The organism is Micromonospora purpureochromogenes (assembly GCF_900091515.1).
Lineage (GTDB): Bacteria > Actinomycetota > Actinomycetes > Mycobacteriales > Micromonosporaceae > Micromonospora > Micromonospora purpureochromogenes.
Map to the genome: position 1 here is coordinate 2,602,632 of NZ_LT607410.1, position 16,930 is coordinate 2,619,561.

17 protein-coding genes are annotated in these 16,930 nt (G+C 73.8%); 9 read left to right on the forward strand and 8 right to left on the reverse strand.

Translation table 11 applies throughout. The features are described 5' to 3' along the window. Positions 1-43: 43 nt before the first annotated feature. From GA0074696_RS12140 to GA0074696_RS12150, 3 genes are read right to left on the reverse strand one after another with little or no spacing between them, the layout of a single operon-like run. Positions 44-478, reverse strand: a complete 435-nt coding sequence (locus GA0074696_RS12140) for a DUF3140 domain-containing protein (protein WP_088961208.1) — start codon at positions 476-478, stop codon at positions 44-46. After that, a complete protein-coding gene (locus GA0074696_RS12145; RefSeq protein WP_088961209.1) occupies positions 465-686 on the reverse strand; it encodes a hypervirulence associated TUDOR domain-containing protein in 222 nt (73 codons plus the stop codon). Before GA0074696_RS12145 ends, GA0074696_RS12140 begins: the two co-directional genes overlap by 14 nt. Before the next feature lie 58 nt (positions 687-744). Continuing rightward, on the reverse strand, positions 745-1,548 hold the full coding sequence (locus tag GA0074696_RS12150; protein WP_088961210.1) for a class I SAM-dependent methyltransferase: 804 nt from the start codon (positions 1,546-1,548) through the stop codon (positions 745-747). A 456-nt stretch (positions 1,549-2,004) separates the two neighbouring features. Here GA0074696_RS12150 and rpsA point away from each other — a divergent pair, with 456 nt between their 5' ends. Together rpsA and coaE are read left to right on the forward strand one after the other, a co-directional pair. Then, on the forward strand, positions 2,005-3,495 hold the full coding sequence (rpsA, locus tag GA0074696_RS12155) for a 30S ribosomal protein S1 (protein ID WP_088961211.1): 1,491 nt from the start codon (positions 2,005-2,007) through the stop codon (positions 3,493-3,495). 365 nt (positions 3,496-3,860) lie between these two features. Continuing rightward, positions 3,861-5,042, forward strand: coding sequence for a dephospho-CoA kinase (gene coaE, locus GA0074696_RS12160; RefSeq protein WP_088964514.1), 1,182 nt, complete (start codon positions 3,861-3,863; stop codon positions 5,040-5,042). A gap of 4 nt (positions 5,043-5,046) precedes the next feature. Here the strand turns inward: coaE and GA0074696_RS12165 are convergent, their stop codons facing one another. Further along, entirely contained in the window at positions 5,047-6,720 is a 1,674-nt protein-coding gene (locus GA0074696_RS12165) for a hypothetical protein (protein ID WP_197700831.1), read from the reverse strand. A gap of 317 nt (positions 6,721-7,037) precedes the next feature. On the opposite strand from GA0074696_RS12165, the gene uvrB reads away from it, so the two are divergent. From uvrB to GA0074696_RS12185, 4 genes are all read left to right on the forward strand, one after another. Beyond that, positions 7,038-9,146, forward strand: coding sequence for an excinuclease ABC subunit UvrB (gene uvrB, locus GA0074696_RS12170; protein ID WP_088961212.1), 2,109 nt, complete (start codon positions 7,038-7,040; stop codon positions 9,144-9,146). Positions 9,147-9,158: 12 nt separating this feature from the next. Further along, positions 9,159-10,004, forward strand: coding sequence for a helix-turn-helix domain-containing protein (locus GA0074696_RS12175; protein WP_088961213.1), 846 nt, complete (start codon positions 9,159-9,161; stop codon positions 10,002-10,004). 24 nt (positions 10,005-10,028) lie between these two features. Continuing rightward, positions 10,029-10,397 carry a VOC family protein gene (locus GA0074696_RS12180; protein WP_088961214.1) on the forward strand — a complete coding sequence of 123 codons (369 nt, stop codon included), beginning with the start codon at positions 10,029-10,031 and terminating at the stop codon, positions 10,395-10,397. Between the two features lie 126 nt (positions 10,398-10,523). Continuing rightward, positions 10,524-11,447, forward strand: a complete 924-nt coding sequence (locus GA0074696_RS12185) for a helix-turn-helix domain-containing protein (RefSeq protein WP_088961215.1) — start codon at positions 10,524-10,526, stop codon at positions 11,445-11,447. 7 nt (positions 11,448-11,454) lie between these two features. On the opposite strand, the gene GA0074696_RS32260 is transcribed toward GA0074696_RS12185, so the two are convergent. From GA0074696_RS32260 to GA0074696_RS12195, 3 genes are all read right to left on the reverse strand, one after another. Continuing rightward, positions 11,455-11,652 (reverse strand): SDR family oxidoreductase, encoded by a 198-nt coding sequence (locus GA0074696_RS32260; RefSeq protein WP_269458728.1) that lies wholly within the window; start codon positions 11,650-11,652, stop codon positions 11,455-11,457. A gap of 22 nt (positions 11,653-11,674) precedes the next feature. Beyond that, positions 11,675-12,058 (reverse strand): SDR family NAD(P)-dependent oxidoreductase, encoded by a 384-nt coding sequence (locus tag GA0074696_RS32265; protein WP_269458721.1) that lies wholly within the window; start codon positions 12,056-12,058, stop codon positions 11,675-11,677. A 310-nt stretch (positions 12,059-12,368) separates the two neighbouring features. Beyond that, on the reverse strand, positions 12,369-12,662 hold the full coding sequence (locus tag GA0074696_RS12195) for an antibiotic biosynthesis monooxygenase family protein (protein WP_088961216.1): 294 nt from the start codon (positions 12,660-12,662) through the stop codon (positions 12,369-12,371). A gap of 132 nt (positions 12,663-12,794) precedes the next feature. Here GA0074696_RS12195 and pnuC point away from each other — a divergent pair, with 132 nt between their 5' ends. The 3 genes from pnuC to GA0074696_RS12210 all read left to right on the forward strand — a co-directional run bounded on the left by pnuC (position 12,795) and on the right by GA0074696_RS12210 (position 15,901). Then, positions 12,795-13,448: a nicotinamide riboside transporter PnuC gene (pnuC, locus tag GA0074696_RS12200; protein ID WP_088961217.1), complete on the forward strand. Its 654-nt coding sequence runs from the start codon at positions 12,795-12,797 to the stop codon at positions 13,446-13,448. After that, positions 13,445-14,533: an AAA family ATPase gene (locus GA0074696_RS12205; RefSeq protein ID WP_231925339.1), complete on the forward strand. Its 1,089-nt coding sequence runs from the start codon at positions 13,445-13,447 to the stop codon at positions 14,531-14,533. The genes pnuC and GA0074696_RS12205 overlap by 4 nt, the downstream gene beginning before the upstream one ends. A 369-nt stretch (positions 14,534-14,902) precedes the next feature. Further along, positions 14,903-15,901: a TerC family protein gene (locus GA0074696_RS12210; RefSeq protein ID WP_088961218.1), complete on the forward strand. Its 999-nt coding sequence runs from the start codon at positions 14,903-14,905 to the stop codon at positions 15,899-15,901. Between the two features lie 63 nt (positions 15,902-15,964). Here GA0074696_RS12210 and GA0074696_RS12215 read toward each other — a convergent pair whose 3' ends face one another. Beyond that, complete coding sequence (locus tag GA0074696_RS12215; RefSeq protein ID WP_088961219.1) at positions 15,965-16,879, reverse strand: C40 family peptidase; 915 nt, start codon at positions 16,877-16,879, stop codon at positions 15,965-15,967. Between the last annotated feature and the right edge of the window lie 51 nt (positions 16,880-16,930).

Sequence of the window (16,930 nt, forward strand, 5' to 3'; positions counted from 1 at the left end):
GGGGACCCCGCTCCGGTCGCCGGGTCCGGCGGGAGGGCGCGGGTCAGCGTCCGGGTCCCCGGCGCTCCTTCGGGGGAGTGCCGTGCCGATCGAGGGCCCGCCGGGACGGGCCGCCCGGGGGCGGAAGCGGACCCTTGAGGGGGTCGTGACCCCAGTTCATCAGGGACCAGCGCCACTTGGTGTCGCGCACGTCGCCGGAGGGGCGCTGGGCCATGTGCCGGCGGACGTAGCCGACCACCTTGCGCATGTGCTTGTAGTCGCCCTCGGACAGGTCGCCGCGCTTGCGTCGCAACAGGTCGATGATCTTCCGCCCGGATTCGTGCCCCACCGACTCGCCGCCCCCGGAGCGGCCGCCCTTGTGCCAGCCGACCTGCTTCGACTGGTCGGTCTCCAGCCAGGAGGAGATCTCGCCGGGCTTCATGTTCACCGCCTCGGTGAACTCCTGGTACGTGTCCCGGCCGTCGTCACGGCTGCTCATGACGCAACGCCTCCGGCCGGTGGGCGACGTCGCGGCCCGAGTCGTCGTTGCGGATCCGGTACTGCGGGTCCTCCTCCGTCGCGTTGACCGCGTGCCCGCGTACGTGCGTCCGGTCGATCAGCTTCTCCTTGACCACGCCGTACGCCCGGCCGCTGTGACTGGCCCAGGAGACGTGGTCACCCGCGCGGAATTCCCTCTGCTCGGCCATGCCGCGCGGGTACCCGCCGTCGATGCCCCGAAACGACGCCCCCTCGCGTGCGGCGTGGTCAGCCGGCGGGCTTGTCGGTGACGAAGATGGCGGTGCCGGGGAAGATCCGCCCGCGCAGGGGGCTCCACTGCCCCCAGATTCCCTCATGCCCCGCCGGCCACTCCGGCTCCACCAGATCCAGCAGCCGGAACCCGGCGCCGACCAGCTCGCGGATCCGGTCGCCGAGGGTGCGGTGCTGCTCGACGTAGGTGGCCACGCCCGACTCGTCCTGCTCGACGTAGGGGGAGCGGTCGAAGTACGAGTGCACGGCGGTGAGCCCGCCCTCGCCGGGGTCGTCGAGGAAGATCCAGCGCATCGGGTGGGTCACCGAGAACACCCACCGGCCGCCCGGGCGCAGCACCCGGGCCACCTCGGCCATCAGCGCGGCCGAGTCGTCGACGAAGGGGATCGCGCCGAAGGCGGTGCAGGCGATGTCGAACGCCCCGTCGGCGAAGGGCAGCGCCAACGCGTCGGCCTGCACCAGCGGCACGCGTACCCCGGTGCGCTCGGCCGCCTGCGCGGCGTGCCGCAACATGCCGGCGGAGAGGTCGAAGGCGACCGGCCGGGCGCCCTGGGTGGCCAGCCAGCGGGCGCAGGCCGCGCCGCCGCAGCCCACCTCCAGCACCCGGCGTCCGGCGACGTCCCCGAGGAGCCGGGCGTCGGCCTCGCGCAGGCCCTCCGGGCACCAGACGAAGTCCGTGTCGCCGAGGAAGGCGCCGTGCTCGGCCTGGTAGTCGTCGGCGTCGGTGTCCCACCAGCCCCGGTTGGCCCGGCGGGTCTCCGCGTCGCCGACCCGCCGTCGGGTCACCCTGTCGTCGTCCACCCGCTCACGCTAGGCCCTGGCCCGGTCGAGGCCGAGGGCGACCGGCCGGCGGAGACGGCCGCGATCGGTACGGCAGCGCGATCGGTGCCGGGGGGCGGTGGCGGGCGAGGGCGGTCTGCGGGCGCCGCGGCGGTGCGCTACCTTCTCTGCTTGGTGGGACGGCTGTGACGGAGGAGACAGTCGAGACGCTTTTCCCCCGAAATCTCCGCTTTCGCAGCTGATGAGGTCGCGAGGACATGGGAGGCCTTGCACGCTGTGGTAATGCAGCGGGTAGGCTAGACGATGCGCTCGCGGATCGTGTGCCTCGGCAGGGAGCAGGTGCGCGGTCACCGGAGCCACTAATGATCTTCACTTGGCGATCGTTCGGTGTGCCCGATGGCGGATCCGCTGGCGCGAAATGGTCACCGCGACACCACGCCTGCTGTGACAACCCATCCGACCGGAGCAACCGCCCACATGACGAGCAGCATCGAGGCCCCCTCGAGCGCCACCCGGGTCACCCACGACGATCTCGGTTCCGAGGAGGCTTTCCTCGCCGCGATCGACGAGACCATCAAGTACTTCAACGACGGCGACATTGTCGAAGGCACCGTCGTCAAGGTCGATCGGGACGAGGTCCTGCTCGACATCGGCTACAAGACCGAGGGCGTCATTCCCTCTCGGGAGTTGTCGATCAAGCACGACGTGGACCCCGCCGAGGTCGTCTCGGTCGGTGACCACATCGAGGCCCTGGTCCTCCAGAAGGAGGACAAGGAGGGTCGTCTGATCCTCTCCAAGAAGCGGGCGCAGTACGAGCGGGCCTGGGGCACGATCGAGAAGATCAAGGATGAGGACGGGGTCGTCCGCGGTTCGGTCATCGAGGTGGTCAAGGGTGGCCTCATCCTCGACATCGGGCTGCGCGGCTTCCTGCCGGCCTCCCTGGTCGAGATGCGGCGGGTGCGCGACCTGCAGCCGTACGTCGGCCGCGAGCTCGAAGCCAAGATCATCGAGCTGGACAAGAACCGCAACAACGTGGTCCTGTCCCGCCGTGCCTGGCTGGAGCAGACGCAGTCCGAGGTGCGCACCGAGTTCCTCAACAAGCTGCAGAAGGGCCAGGTCCGCAAGGGCGTCGTCTCTTCGATCGTCAACTTCGGCGCGTTCGTCGACCTGGGCGGCGTGGACGGCCTGGTGCACGTCTCCGAGCTGTCCTGGAAGCACATCGACCACCCGTCCGAGGTCGTCGAGGTGGGCCAGGAGGTCGAGGTCGAGGTCTTGGACGTCGACCTGGACCGCGAGCGGGTCTCGCTGTCGCTGAAGGCGACCCAGGAGGACCCGTGGCGGCAGTTCGCCCGCACCCACGCGATCCAGCAGATCGTGCCGGGTAAGGTCACCAAGCTGGTGCCGTTCGGCGCCTTCGTCCGGGTGGACGACGGCATCGAGGGCCTGGTCCACATCTCCGAGCTGGCCGAGCGCCACGTGGAGATCCCGGAGCAGGTCGTGCAGGTCGGCTCCGAGGTCATGGTCAAGGTCATCGACATCGACCTGGAGCGCCGCCGGATCTCGCTGTCGCTCAAGCAGGCCAACGAGGGCTTCGTCGAGGGCGAGGAGCACTTCGACCCGACCCTCTACGGCATGGCCGCGACGTACGACGCCGAGGGCAACTACATCTACCCGGAGGGCTTCGACCCGGAGACGGGCGAGTGGCTCGAGGGGTACGACAAGCAGCGCGAGACCTGGGAGAACCAGTACGCCGAGGCGCGTCAGCGTTGGGAGGCCCACACCAAGCAGGTGCAGACCTCTCGCGCGGCCGACGCCGAGGCCGCTGCCAACCCGGCTCCGGCCGTCACCGGTGGCACCACCACCACGACCACGACGGCCCCGAGCCGTCAGGCCGAGGAGCCGGCCGGCACCCTGGCCACCGACGAGGCGCTCGCCGCTCTGCGGGAGAAGCTCGCCGGCGGCAAGTGACCCGGTGACAACTCCAGCTCGGCGCGGCTGACGCCGCGCAGCGACCTGGAGCCGTCACTGACGACGACGGGCCCCGTTCCCGCGATCCGGTAACCACCGGGTCGTCGGGGGCGGGGCCCTCGCGCGTCTCGGGCCGTCCCCCTCGCCGCGCACGCGCAGCCACCCCTGGCCGTGCCCGGCGCAGCTCGGCCGCTCCCGGCCACGCCGTGGCCGGCGGTTGCCGCCAGGGCGACTTGATCCATCCCCGTTTGCGGCGTGTGGTGGTGTCCCGAGGCCCGGACAACCGCCACATACCGCAAACGGCGAGATTTCCGCCCCCCTCACGCTGTTTTGTGGTGGGGGCGGTGATCCGGTTGACTGGTCCGGTGCTGATGGTGGGACTGACCGGAGGGATCGGCTCCGGCAAGAGCGCCGTGTCGGCCCGGCTGGCCGAGCGGGGTGCGGTGGTCATCGACGCGGACCAGATCGCCCGTGAGGTGGTCGCCCCGGGCTCCGAGGGGCTGGCGGAGATCGTCGCCGCCTTCGGCGACCGGGTTCTCGACGCCGGCGGCGCGCTGGACCGGGCGGCGCTGGGCGCGGTGGTCTTCGGCGACGAGGTGGCCCGCCGCCGGCTGGAGGCGATCACCCATCCGCGGGTGCGGACGCGTACCGCCGAACTGGCCGCCGTGGCGCCCTCGGACGCGGTGGTGGTCAACGACGTGCCACTGCTGGTGGAGGTGGGGCTCGCGCCGACGTACCACCTGGTGGTCGTGGTGCAGACGGCCGTCGCCACCCGGCTGGAGCGCCTGGAACGCGACCGGGGGATGCCCCGCGCGGAGGCGGAGCGGCGGATCGCCGCGCAGGCCGACGACGCCCGCCGGCGCGCGGCGGCGGACGTGGTGCTCAGCAACGACGGCACCCTCGATGAGCTGCACGCCGCCGTGGACGCCCTCTGGCGGGACCGGCTGCTGCCCTACGAGCGCAACGTCCGCGAGGGCCGGGTGGCCCGCCCGGAGCGGGTCGTGCTGACCGAGCCGGACCCGACCTGGCCCCAGCAGTACGCCCGGCTGGCCGCCCGGATCCGGCACGCCGTCGCCCCGGCGGACCTGCGGGTGGACCACATCGGCTCGACCGCCGTGCCCGGCCTGGCCGCCAAGGACGTGATCGACATCCAGGTGACCGTGTCGTCGCTCGACGAGGCGGACGGGCCGCTCGCCGAGCGGCTCGCCCGGGCCGGCTTTCCGCGGCTGCCCGGGGACTGGTGGGACAGCCCCCGCCCGGCCGGCAGCGGGCGGTGGGCCAAGCGGTTCCACGGCAGTGCCGATCCGGGGCGCCCGGCCTACCTGCACCTGCGGGTGGCCGACTCGCCCGGCTGGCGGTACGCCCTGCTGATGCGGGACCACCTGCGCGCCGACCCGGACCAGCGGTCCGCCTACCTGCTGCTGAAGCGGGAGCTGGCGGCCTCGGCGCCGGACAGCGGCGGGTACGCGACCGTCAAGGACCCGTGGTTCGACGAGGAGCACCTGCGGGCCGAGGAGTGGGCCGCGCAGACCGGCTGGCGGCCCTGACCGGTCACCGGCGGCCCGCCGTGCCGGCCCGCGCCGCCGGGGCCTTGGCGGCGGTCGGTCCGGGCCGGGGCGGCACGATCCCGGCCGGCACCGGCGCCGGGGTGAGGTCGAGCTGGGCCCAGGCGCCCGCCCGGGTGCGCAGCTCCAGCCGGCGGGGCAGGCCGGTCCGGTCCAGCCAATAGCGCAGTCGCAGCCCCTGGACGCGCAGCTCGACCACGTCCACCACCCGGCCGGCGACCCGGTCGGCGCGCAGCCGCACGGCGGCCGCGGGCCGACCGGGCGCGGTGTCCGCCCGCAGCGCCGCGTCGATGAGCAGGTCGAGATCGTCCAACGGGCGGGCGCCGGTCCGCCAGCCGGCCCCGGCCGGTGGTGGCAGCGGCGGGCCGTTGGCGGCCCCGGTGGCGCCGGCGCCCGGCCCGACCGGCACCTCCGCGCGGGCGAAGCCGTCCCGGTCGCGCCGCAGCAGGGTGCGCCGGCCGAGGGTGTCCAGCTCGGCCACCGACAGGTAGGCCACCCCGCCGGACCAGCTCAACCATCCCGAGCCGCGTAGGTTCGCGGCGGTGCCGAGCGGAACGGCGATGGTGACCGCGGCACCGGGCTGGGCCCGCAGCCGGGCGGGCAGCCGGGCCAGCCGTTCGGCCTCGGTGTCGGTGAGCGCGCGGGGCAGCCCGGGTCGGCCGCCCAGCGCGTCGACCGGCCAGATCGTGGGCCGGTCGTTGCGTTCCAGCTCGACGGCGGCCGGCTGTCCGCCGGGCAGCCGGCCCTTCCACCGGTGCAGTCGGGAATCCCCGTCGACCCACCAGCGGGGGTCGCCGTCGCCGGCCGCCGGCGGGGCGGGTGGACGGGCGGTCGGGTCGGCGGCGGCGGTGGGCCTGGGCAGCGGGGCCTGGAGGACGTCCACCGGCTCGCCGGCGAGGGTCTCCCGTCCCACCCACCGCCCCGCGCCGTGGCGCAGCGGGTCGGCCGGCTCAGCCCGGTCCGCGCTCAGCCCGAAGAGCACCTCGAGCGCCCCGGCGAGGGGCCGGCCGGCGGGCAGGTCGCGCAGTCGCCAGCGGTCCGTCGGCGGCACCAGCGGAGGGGACGCCGGCGTGGGGACCGCGGCGGGGTCGGGGCGGAGCACGACGACCGAGGGCGTCGCCTGCACCAGCCCCCGGTCGGCGCCCGCGCCCGGGCCGCCCACGTCGAGGTAGGCCAGCGGCCGTGCCCAGTCGATCCAGCCGACCAGGTCGGTGCGGGCGGCCCCGGTCCCGACCGTCATCCGGACCCCGGCCCGCACGTCGCGGAGGTTGGTGACCCGGGTCGCGGCGAGCCGCTCGGCCTCGGCCGCGGTCAGCGCCCGGGCCGGCTCCCCGGGGGCGGGGGCCCAGCTCAGCAGCCCGGCGACCAGCGCCGCGGCCGAGGCGGCGGCGACCACGCCGAGGGCGACCAGGGTGGTCCGCCGGCGGGCGGGCTCCTCCGGGGAGCCCGCCACGGCGGCCAGGACCGGCGGGGTACGCAGCGCGTGCCGGGCGGCGTCGCGCCGGCGCCGGCCCGGCCGTCGGCGGCCGGCACCGTGGCCGGCCGAGCCGCGTCCGCCGTTGCCGCCGGGGGTACGGATGGGCGGCCGTGCGGCGACGGGGATGTCGGGGGGCGGGCCCGTGGGGGTGGACGGGGGCGGCCGGTCGGGGGAGGTCTCCACGAGTGGTTGAACGCCCGGCGGCGGCGAGGGTGACGAGGAAGCCGGTGCCGAGCAGGGGCGCTCGCGGCGGCCGGTCTGCGCCATGGGCGCGACCACGTCGGGTGCGCACGCCGGCGATGTCCGGGTGCTGCGACCCTCCTGTGCCGGGGGCGGGAGCCCCGTGAGGGCCCGGCCACCTGCCCGGTCGGCCGCCGCGAGCGGCCTACGGTGTTCAGGCTAGCGCGGTGGGATGTGGCCCACAATGGGAATATTGAAGCCGATCACGGACCCCCCGTAGTCGCGACGGAGTGTCGGACCCTCGGCGTACCGTTGATGTCATGGCGCTCGACATTCCCCGGCTCGACGGCCGCTTCCAGGTCGTCAGCGAGTTCCAGCCGGCCGGCGACCAGCCGGCTGCCATCGACGACCTTGAGCGTCGGGTCCGGCGCGGCGACCGCAACACCGTGCTGCTCGGCGCGACCGGCACCGGCAAGAGCGCCAGCACGGCGTGGCTCGTCGAGCGGCTGCAACGCCCCACCCTGGTGCTCGCGCCCAACAAGACGCTCTGCGCCCAGCTGGCCAAGGAGTTCAGCGAGCTGCTCCCGCACAACGCGGTCGAGTACTTCGTCTCCTACTACGACTACTACCAGCCCGAGGCGTACATCCCGCAGACCGACACCTACATCGAGAAGGACTCCTCGATCAACGAGGAGGTCGAGCGGCTGCGCCACTCGGCCACCATGTCGCTGCTCACCCGCCGGGACGTGATCGTGGTCGCCACGGTCTCCGCCATCTACGGCCTGGGCACCCCGGAGGAATACCTGGACCGCGCGGTCCGGGTCGCCGTGGGGCAGGAGCTCGACCGGGACCAGCTGCTGCGTCGCCTGGTCGACATCCAGTACACCCGCAACGACATGGCCTTCCAGCGGGGCACCTTCCGGGTCCGCGGCGACACGCTGGAGATCATCCCGGCGTACGAGGAGCTGGCGGTCCGGATCGAGCTGTTCGGTGACGAGGTGGAGAAGCTCTACTACCTCAACCCGCTCACCGGCGACGTGGTCCGCGAGGTCGACCAGCTGGTCATCTTCCCGGCCACCCACTACGCGGCCGGCCCGGAGCGGATGGAGCGGGCGATCCGCGACATCGAGACCGAGCTGGGCGAGCGGCTGGCCGAGCTGGAGCGGCAGGGCAAGCTGCTGGAGGCGCAGCGGCTGCGGATGCGCACCACCTACGACATCGAGATGATGCGCCAGGTCGGCTTCTGCTCCGGCATCGAGAACTACTCCATGCACATGGACGGGCGGCTGCCCGGCAGCCCGCCGCACTGCCTGCTCGACTACTTCCCCGACGACTTCCTCACCGTCGTCGACGAGTCGCACGTGACCATCCCGCAGATCGGCGGCATGTACGAGGGCGACGCGTCCCGCAAGCGGATGCTGATCGACCACGGTTTCCGGCTGCCCAGCGCCGCCGACAACCGGCCGCTGCGCTTCGACGAGTTCCTGGAGCGGGTCGGCCAGATGGTCTACCTCTCCGCCACCCCCGGTCCGTGGGAGCTGGAGCAGGCGCAGGGTGAGTTCGTCGAGCAGGTGATCCGCCCGACCGGGCTGGTCGACCCGGAGGTCGTGATCAAGCCGACCAAGGGCCAGATCGACGACCTGATGCACGAGATCAAGCTGCGCACCGAGCGCGACGAGCGGGTGCTGGTCACCACGCTGACCAAGAAGATGGCCGAGGATCTCTCCGACTACCTGCTGGAGAACGGCATCCGGGTGCGCTACCTGCACTCCGAGGTCGACACGCTGCGCCGGGTCGAGCTGCTGCGCGAGCTGCGCAAGGGCGAGTACGACGTACTGGTCGGCATCAACCTGCTCCGGGAGGGCCTCGACCTGCCCGAGGTGTCCCTGGTCGCGATCCTCGACGCCGACAAGGAGGGCTTCCTGCGCAGCGGCCGGTCGCTGATCCAGACCATCGGCCGCGCCGCCCGTAACGTCTCCGGCCAGGTGCACATGTACGCCGACAAGATCACTCCGTCGATGGCGGCCGCGATCGACGAGACCGACCGGCGCCGGGCCAAGCAGATCGCGCACAACGAGGCGCACGGCATCAGCCCGGAGCCGCTGCGCAAGAAGATCCACGACATCCTCGACGACATCTACCGCGAGGCGGAGGACACCGAGAACAGCCGGGTCGGCGGGGCGGTGCGCCAGCTGTCCCGGGGCAAGGCCCCGGTCAAGGAGACCCGCAGCCGCAGTCGGGTTGGCGCGGCCGGCCCGTCCCGGGAGGGGATGGCCCGCGCCGATCTGGCGCAGCTCATCCAGGAGCTCAACGACCAGATGCTGGCCGCCGCCCGGGAGCTGCAGTTCGAGCTGGCTGCCCGGATCCGGGACGAGGTCGCCGACCTCAAGAAGGAACTGCGCGGGATGGACGCCGCGGGCGTGAAGTAGGGGGAGCGGGGGATGGGCGGGATCGAGGCCGTGGTCGGTCTGCCCGACCCCCGCCTGCGCCCGTTCGTCGACCGGTACCTCGGCTACCGCGAGCCCGCCTCGCTGCCGCTGGTCCGCCGCGAGGTGGCCGGCGCCTTCGTGGTGCTGGTGCTGGGCTGGGGCGCCCCGCTCGACGTGGTCAACCCGCGGGCCGGGCGCGGGGCGTACGGGGTGGACTCGTTCGTCGCCGGTCCCTTCGACGGCCACTGCATCACCTCGACCCTGGGCGTGGGGCTCGGCGTGCAGCTGGTGCTCACCCCACCGGCGGCCCGCCGGGTCCTCGGCCTGCCGCTGGGTGAGCTGGCCAACCGGGCCGTGCCGGTCGGCGACCTGCCGGACCGGTGGCTGGACAGGCTGCGCCGCCGGCTGGCCGACGCGCCGGACTGGACGCGCCGGTTCGCCCTGCTCGACGCGGCGCTCGGCGCGCGGCTGGCCGGCTCCGCCCCGCTCGATGCGACGCTGGGCCGGGCGTGGCGCCGGCTCGCCGGCACCGGCGGGCGGATCGGCGTCGGTGAGCTCGCCGACGAGCTGGGCTGGAGCAGCCGGCACCTCGCCGTCCGGTTCCGTGGGGAGCTGGGGCTGACGCCGAAGGCGACCGCCCGGCTGCTGCGCTTCCAGCGGGCGTACGCGACGCTGGCCCGCGACCTCGTTCCCCGGCCGGGCGCCGACGCCCCCGGCGATCCGGGTGGCTGGGCGGAGCTGGCCGCCCGCTGCGGGTACTACGACCAGTCGCACCTGATCCGGGACTTCCGGGAGTTCGCCGGTACGACGCCGGCCGCGCTGGCGCGCTCCGGATCGCTTTCGTCCAATCCCGGCTGACCGGGCCGGCGGCAGACTCGGGGCATGCGAAGCATCTACCCGGTCTTCCGGTATCCCGACGCCCGTGCCGCCATCGACTGGCTCTGCGCCGCGTTCGACTTCCAGGTCCACGAGGTGCACGACGCGCCCGACGGGTCCGTCGCGCACGCCCAACTCGGCTACGGCGGCGATCTGATCATGCTGGCCACCGGCAGCGGTCCCCTTGTCCGGCCGGCCGACGACGACTACGTCGTCTACGTGGCGGTCGACGATGTCGACGCCCATCACGGCCGGGCGAAGGCGGCCGGCGCGGAGATCGTCCGGGAGCCCTTCGACACCGACTACGGCTCCCGCGACTACACCGCCCGCGATCTCGCCGGCAACGTCTGGTCTTTCGGCACGTACCGGCCCTGAGCGGTGCGCTCCGCCCGGCGGCGAGCGGTCGCGCCCGACGGGGGCGTCGCCGGGCGGTTGCGGTGCGCGAGCAAGGTATTGCCCTGGGTGACGGTCCTGCGTACCCTCCGTCGTGGGGAGGCCGGGATGCCGTTGTCATCGAGTCCTGTCATTCGCCGTGCGCGCCTCGGCGCCGAGTTGCGCCAGCTGCGCAGACGGGAGGCGCTCACCCTGGAACAGGTGTGTGGGCTGCTGGGCTGGGCCTCCACGTCGAAGCTGTCCCGCATCGAGCTGGGGCAGAGCCGGCCCGACCTCGCCGACGTGCTCGACCTGCTGGACGTCTACCAGGTGCCGTCGCCGCAGCGGGAGGCGCTGATCGTCATCGCCCGGGACGCCGCGACCAGCCGGGGCTGGTGGAAGGCGCTCGGCGAGATGCACGAGCGGCAGCGCACGTACGCCGAGCTGGAGGCGGGGGCGGCGGCCATCGTGGAGTACCAGCCGGCCGTCGTACCCGGTCTGCTCCAGGCCCCCCGGTACGCCCGCCTGCGGGTCCTCGCCGGCCGGCTGGTGCACCCGGACGTCGACGTGGACGCCGACGTGCGGGCGCGGCTGGCCCGCCAGGAGGTGCTGCGTCGCCCCGACCCGCCGCACTACACCGGCCTGCTGGACGAACGGGTCTGCGAGCCGGCCGGCGTGCCGGTCGAGATCTGGCAGGAGCAGTTGGCGCATCTGCTGGCCCTGGCCGACCTGCCGAACGTGACGATCCGGGTGGTGCCCCGCACGGCCGCCCCGCCCGGGGCGGTGCACGCGCTGACCGCCTACTCCTGCTACTCCTTCCCCGACCCGGCCGACCCGCGCACGGTGATGCTGGAGACGCTCGCCAACGACGTGCGGCTGGTGACCGACGTCGACGTCGCCCGCTACGACCGGATGACCGGCTGGCTGTCGGCGGTGGCGTTGAGTGCGGAGGAGACCGCCGCGCTGCTGCGCGACCGGGCCGGCGAGGTCGCCAACGGCGCGCGCCCCGGCGGCGCCGAGGGAGAGCCGGCGGGTCAACCGGCCGGCGGGTGAGCGCCGCTCAGCGGTGCTGCTGGAAGCCGCCCTCCGAGTCGATCACCTGTCCGGTGATCCAGTCGGCCTCGGGGGAGCAGAGGAAGCGGACCAGCCGGGCGGCGTCGTCCGGGGTGCCCCACCGCCCGCCGGGAAGAGCCCGGCCACCGCGGCGTGCACGTCCGGCGGGGCGTAGCCGGTGTCGGTCGGCCCGGGGTTGACGCAGTTGACCGTGATGCCGCGGGGCATCAGCAGCGGGCGAGCTGGGCGGTCAGGTTCTCCACGCCGGCCTTGCTGGCGGCGTACGCCAGCTCACCGGGCATCGGGCCGAGCCGCTGCCCGCTGGAGAAGAGCACCAGCCGGCCGCCCGAGCCGGCGGTGAACGCGGCGGCGAACGCCTCGGCGAGCAGCAGCGTCGCCCGGACGTTGACCAGCAGGTGCCGGTCGATCTCGGTGGCGTCGAGCGTGCCGAGCGGGGTGTGGGTGGAGTACGCGTGCACGGCCACCACCGCGTCGAGCCGGCCGTGCCGGCGTACCGCCTCGGCGACCAGCGCACCGGGCGCGGCCGGGTCGAGCAGGTCGGCCGGGACGTACCCGGCGGCGGCGCCGAGCTCGGCGAGCAGCGCGGGCACGCGTCGGGGTCGCCGCCGTAGGGCTGGGCGTCGTCGTAGGCCGGCAGGCCGCTGAGCAGCAACCGGTGCCCGTCGGCGGCGAGCAGCCGGGCCACCGCCGCGCCGATGCCGATCCGACGGCTCACGCCGGTCACCAGGAAGACCCGATCACTCATGATCGACAGTCAACCCGCCGCCCCGGTCGGCGCCAGCAGATTGTCGCCGCGCGGCCACCGGACCCGGCACCCCCGAACGCGTCGGGGCCGGTGTGCCGCACGTGCGTCGCACGGTAACCGGCGGGTACGACAATGACGGGTGTGGATCCGCTGGATCAGGCCGGGACGTCGACGAAGTGCTCGACCCGGGGCGGGCCGGCGAAGTGCGGGCCGATCAGCGCCCGCCACTTGCCGAACGCCTCGCTGGCCCGGAAGTTCTGCTCGTGCGCCTCGACCGAGTCCCACTCGACCAGCAGCACGAACCGGGTCGGGGTCTCGATGCCCCGGGTCATCCGGGCCGACCGGCAGCCCTCGACGGCCGTCAGGATGCCCTGCGCCTGCGCGTAGGCGGCGGCGAACTCGTCCTCGTGTCCGGGCAGTACGTCGATGAGCGCGACCTCAAGCACCATGACCGAAAGCCTCGCACGCGCGGCGGTCAGACCGGCGGGAGGGGTCATCGCCGCCTGGACTCCGCCTCGGCTCGGCCAGGGACTTTGACACAGGCCCTAGGGTGATCGCTCGGGCCAGGGGAGGGGCGGATCATGTTGGACTGGTTGACCACGGTGGCGTTCACCGTCGGGGGCGTCGGGACGACCTGGGCGGAGCTGCTCGGCTTCGCCACCGGCGTGCTCAACGTCTGGCTGGTCGCTCGGCAGCACATCGTGAACTGGCCGGTGGGCATCGCCAACGTGCTGCTGCTGATGGTGCTGTTCTGGACCGCCGGCCTGTACGCCGACGCCGGCCTCCAGGTCGTCTACGTGCTGCTCGGCCTCTACGGCTGGTACCACTGGCTCTTCGGCGGCGAGCGGCGCAGCCGGCTCGCGGTCAGCCGGACGAGCGGCCGGGAGTGGGCCGGGCTGGCGGTCGCCGGGGTGCTGCTCACCGGCGGGCTCTGGGCCCTGCTGGACCGGGCCACCGACTCCACCGTGCCGCTGGCCGACGCGTTCACCACCGCGCTGTCGCTGCTGGCCACCTACGGGCAGACCCGCAAGCTGGTGGAGAGCTGGTGGCTCTGGATCGTGGCCGACCTGGTCTACGTCCCGCTCTACGCGTACAAGGGTCTCTGGCTCACCGGCGCGCTCTACCTGGTCTTCCTGGCGCTCTGCGTACTCGGGTTGCGGGCCTGGCGGGCCGACCTGCGCGTGGCCGGCGCCCTGACCGTGGTGCCGCCGGGTCCGGCCCCGGCGACCGCGTGAGCGGGCCGCCGGCCGGCCCGGCCCGGCCGGAGTTCCGGCACGGCCTGGTGGTCGGCAAGTTCTACCCGCCGCACGCCGGGCACCACGCCCTGATCGAGGCCGCCGCCGCCCGCTGCGCGGCGGTGACCGTGGTGGTCGCGCCGTCGCGCCGGGAGTCCATCCGGCTCGAGCTGCGGCTGGACTGGCTGCGCGAGGCGCACGCGCACACCCCCTGGGTCCGGTTCGTCGGCCGCTACGACGACCACCCGGTGGACTACGCCGACCCGGCGGCCTGGGACGCGCACTGCGCGGTCTTCTCCGCCGCGCTCGGCGGGCGCCCGGTGGACGCGGTGTTCTCCTCGGAGGCGTACGGCGGGGAACTGGCCCGGCGGTTCGACGCCACGGCGGTCTGCGTGGACCCGGACCGGCGGGTCGTGCCGGTCTCCGGCACGGCGGTGCGGGCGGACCCGGCCGCGCACTGGGACCGGCTGAGCCCGGCGGTGCGGGCCTGGTTCGTCCGGCGGGTGGTGGTGGTCGGGGCGGAGTCCACCGGGACCACCACGATGGCCGCCGCCCTGGCCGCGCACTACGGCACGGCCTGGGTGCCGGAGTACGGCCGGGAGTTGACCGCCCGCAAGCTGGCCCGGCTGCGCGCCGGGCGGCCGGCGGCGACGGTCTTCGACGTCACCTGGGACCGGGACGACTTCGTCGAGGTGGTCCGCGCCCAGCAGGCGGCGGAGGACGCCGCCGCCCGGTCCAGCGGCCCGCTGCTGGTCTGCGACACCGACGCCCGGGCGACCGCGGTGTGGGAGGAGCGGTACCTGGGCTCGGCGTCGGAGCCGGTCCTGGCGGCGGCCCGCCGACCCGCGCTCTACCTGCTGACCGACCACGTCGGGGTGCCGTTCACCGACGACGGGCTGCGCGACGGCGCGCACCTGCGGGCCTGGATGACCGAGCGGTTCCGGGCCGAGCTGGCCGGCTGCGGGGTGCCGGTGATGGAGCTCACCGGGCCGCACCCGGAGCGGCTGGCCCGGGCGGTGGCAGCCTGCGACGCGCTGCTGGCCGCCGGTTGGTCGCTCGCCGATCCGCTGCTGCCACCCGCCTGAGCAGCGCGTCCACCACTCGGCCGCGCCGGTACCGGGATTGCACCTAGCCTCCTAGGACGGCGTAGGGGACGTGCCACGGATCGTGTCGGAAGGTGATACTGCCGGCAATCCAGGTACCTGGAGATGCGGTGGCCGGCCGGGATGGTGAACAATGGCCCACGAGGAGGGGAGTATTCCCTCGCGACGGAGTCGTCAGCACGGTCGACCGCCGAACCCGGCGGCCCGACCCGGCGCCGTCGGTCATCGCCCCGCCCGCGGGTCGCTGGCGGAAGAGACCTCCGACAGTCACCAGAGTCCGCGTCACCGCCCACCCCGCCGTCACCCGGCGTACGGTGTGCCCGACGCCGCGTGTCTGCCGGAGGAATGGATTTGAACGTGTCCGGATTGGTGTGGGCCGGAACCCTCGTCGTGATGACGGCGGTCCTGCTCATCGACCTCTTCATCGTCGGTCGACGGCCGCACGAACCCAGCGTCCGCGAGTCGAGCCTGTGGGTCGGCTTCTACGTGGCCCTGGCCCTGATCTTCGGCGCCGGGCTCTGGCTCACCTCCGGCCCGAGCGTGGCCGGCCAGTTCTACACCGGTTGGCTCACCGAGTACAGCCTCTCGGTGGACAACCTCTTCGTCTTCGTGATCATCATGGCCCGGTTCGGGGTGCCCCGGCAGTACCAGCAGAAGGTGCTGCTCATCGGCATCGTGCTGGCCCTGGTCATGCGGGGCGGGTTCATCGCCGCCGGCGCGGCGTTGATCTCCCAGTTCTCCTGGGTCTTCTACATCTTCGGCGCGTTCCTGATCTACACCGCGGTGAACCTCGCCCGGCAGGGCGAGCCGGACGAGGACGAGTTCAGCGAGAACCTGCTGATCCGGTGGAGCCGCAAGGCGTTGCCGATCTCCAAGAACTACGACGGCGCGAAGCTGACCACGCACCAGGCCGGGCGGCGGCTGTTCACCCCGATGCTGATCGTGATGATCGCCATCGGCACCACCGACCTGATCTTCGCGCTGGACTCGATCCCGGCGATCTTCGGCATCACCCAGGAGCCGTACCTGGTCTTCACCGCGAACGTCTTCGCGCTGATGGGGCTGCGGCAGCTCTACTTCCTCCTCGGCGGCCTGCTGGACCGGCTGATCTACCTCAGCTACGGCCTGGCGGTGGTGCTCGGCTTCATCGGCGTCAAGCTGGTGCTGGAGGCCCTGGCCGACAACACCCTGCCGTTCATCAACGGCGGTGAGCACGTCGCGTGGGCTCCGCACATCCCGATCTGGCTCTCCCTGACGATCATCCTTGGCACCCTCGCCGTGGCCACCGCCGCCAGCCTGGTCAAGTCGTCCCGGGACCGGCGCCGCGAGCTGGCCGACGTCCGGCGCTGAGCCGCACCCGCCTACGCGGAGCAGGGGCACCCCGTTCGCCGGGGTGCCCCTTTCGCGTACGGGTCAGACCCGGCGGACGGCGACCAGGGTGGCGGTCCGGTCGGCGGGGAGCTGCTCCTCCAGCACCCGGCGTTGCCGGTAGCAGGCGTGCAGCATCCGGCGGTCGCCGGCGGGCTCGGCGGTGACGATGCCGACGTGGTGGATCGGGCGTCCGGGGCGGGCGAAGAAGTACAGGTCGCCGGGGTGCTCCTCGCCCAGCGGCACCGGCGCGGTGGCCTCGGCCTGGTCGTCGGCGTCGCGGGGCAGGGTCACCCCGAACCGGCGCCAGGCCAGGTGCACCAGGCCGGAGCAGTCGATGCCGTGGCTGGAGACGCCGCCCCAGATGTAGACCACGTCGCGCAGGCGCTCGGCGACGGCCAGCACCTCGCCGGGCTCCGGTCGGCCGGTGGGCAGCGGCACCACGTCCGCCTCGGGGATCCACAGCGGCTCCGGTTGGCCGGGGGCGTGCACCGGACGCCACCCGTCGACCGGGCCGCCGGCCGGGGTCAGTCGGGTGCCGAGGACGACGCCGGGCACGACCACCGGGCCGTCCGGCGCTCCGTGCAGGGCGGTGACGCCCGCGTCGACCACCAGCGGCTCACCGGCGGGGGTGACCGGCTCCTCGGGGGCCAGGTGGGCGGTGGGCAGCCAGCCGGGGTAGCCGCGCGGGTCGAGGTCCGCCGCGGGCTGCTCGACGGCGACCACGCGGGCCCAGCCGTCCGGGCGCAGCTCGGTGACCAGCACCCGCTCGCCGAGCAGCAGCTGGCTCAGCACGCACTCGCCGACCCGCTGGTCGGTGTCCATCCCGGCGACCCAGGCCGGGATGTCGGTGCGGGGGGCGAGGGCGGGGCGGTCGACGGGGCGTACCGCCTCGGGGGTGGCCCAGAGCGTCGCGACGGCGACCCGGACGACGGCCTCGCGGCCCGGTTGCAGCTTCACGTCGACCTCCGGTTCGGGCGGGCGCCTATCCGGACCCTATGAAAGAAAACA

Excerpts from the sequence above, each read along its gene's own strand:
- GA0074696_RS12140 (WP_088961208.1), bottom strand. The coding sequence starts at position 478 with ATGAGCAGCCGTGACGACGGCCGGGACACGTACCAGGAGTTCACCGAG.
- GA0074696_RS12145 (WP_088961209.1), bottom strand. The coding sequence starts at position 686 with ATGGCCGAGCAGAGGGAATTCCGCGCGGGTGACCACGTCTCCTGGGCC.
- rpsA (WP_088961211.1), top strand. The coding sequence starts at position 2,005 with ATGACGAGCAGCATCGAGGCCCCCTCGAGCGCCACCCGGGTCACCCAC.
- uvrB (WP_088961212.1), top strand. The coding sequence starts at position 7,038 with ATGGCGCTCGACATTCCCCGGCTCGACGGCCGCTTCCAGGTCGTCAGC.
- GA0074696_RS12175 (WP_088961213.1), top strand. The coding sequence starts at position 9,159 with ATGGGCGGGATCGAGGCCGTGGTCGGTCTGCCCGACCCCCGCCTGCGC.
- GA0074696_RS12180 (WP_088961214.1), top strand. The coding sequence starts at position 10,029 with ATGCGAAGCATCTACCCGGTCTTCCGGTATCCCGACGCCCGTGCCGCC.
- GA0074696_RS12185 (WP_088961215.1), top strand. The coding sequence starts at position 10,524 with ATGCCGTTGTCATCGAGTCCTGTCATTCGCCGTGCGCGCCTCGGCGCC.
- GA0074696_RS12195 (WP_088961216.1), bottom strand. The coding sequence starts at position 12,662 with ATGGTGCTTGAGGTCGCGCTCATCGACGTACTGCCCGGACACGAGGAC.
- pnuC (WP_088961217.1), top strand. The coding sequence starts at position 12,795 with ATGTTGGACTGGTTGACCACGGTGGCGTTCACCGTCGGGGGCGTCGGG.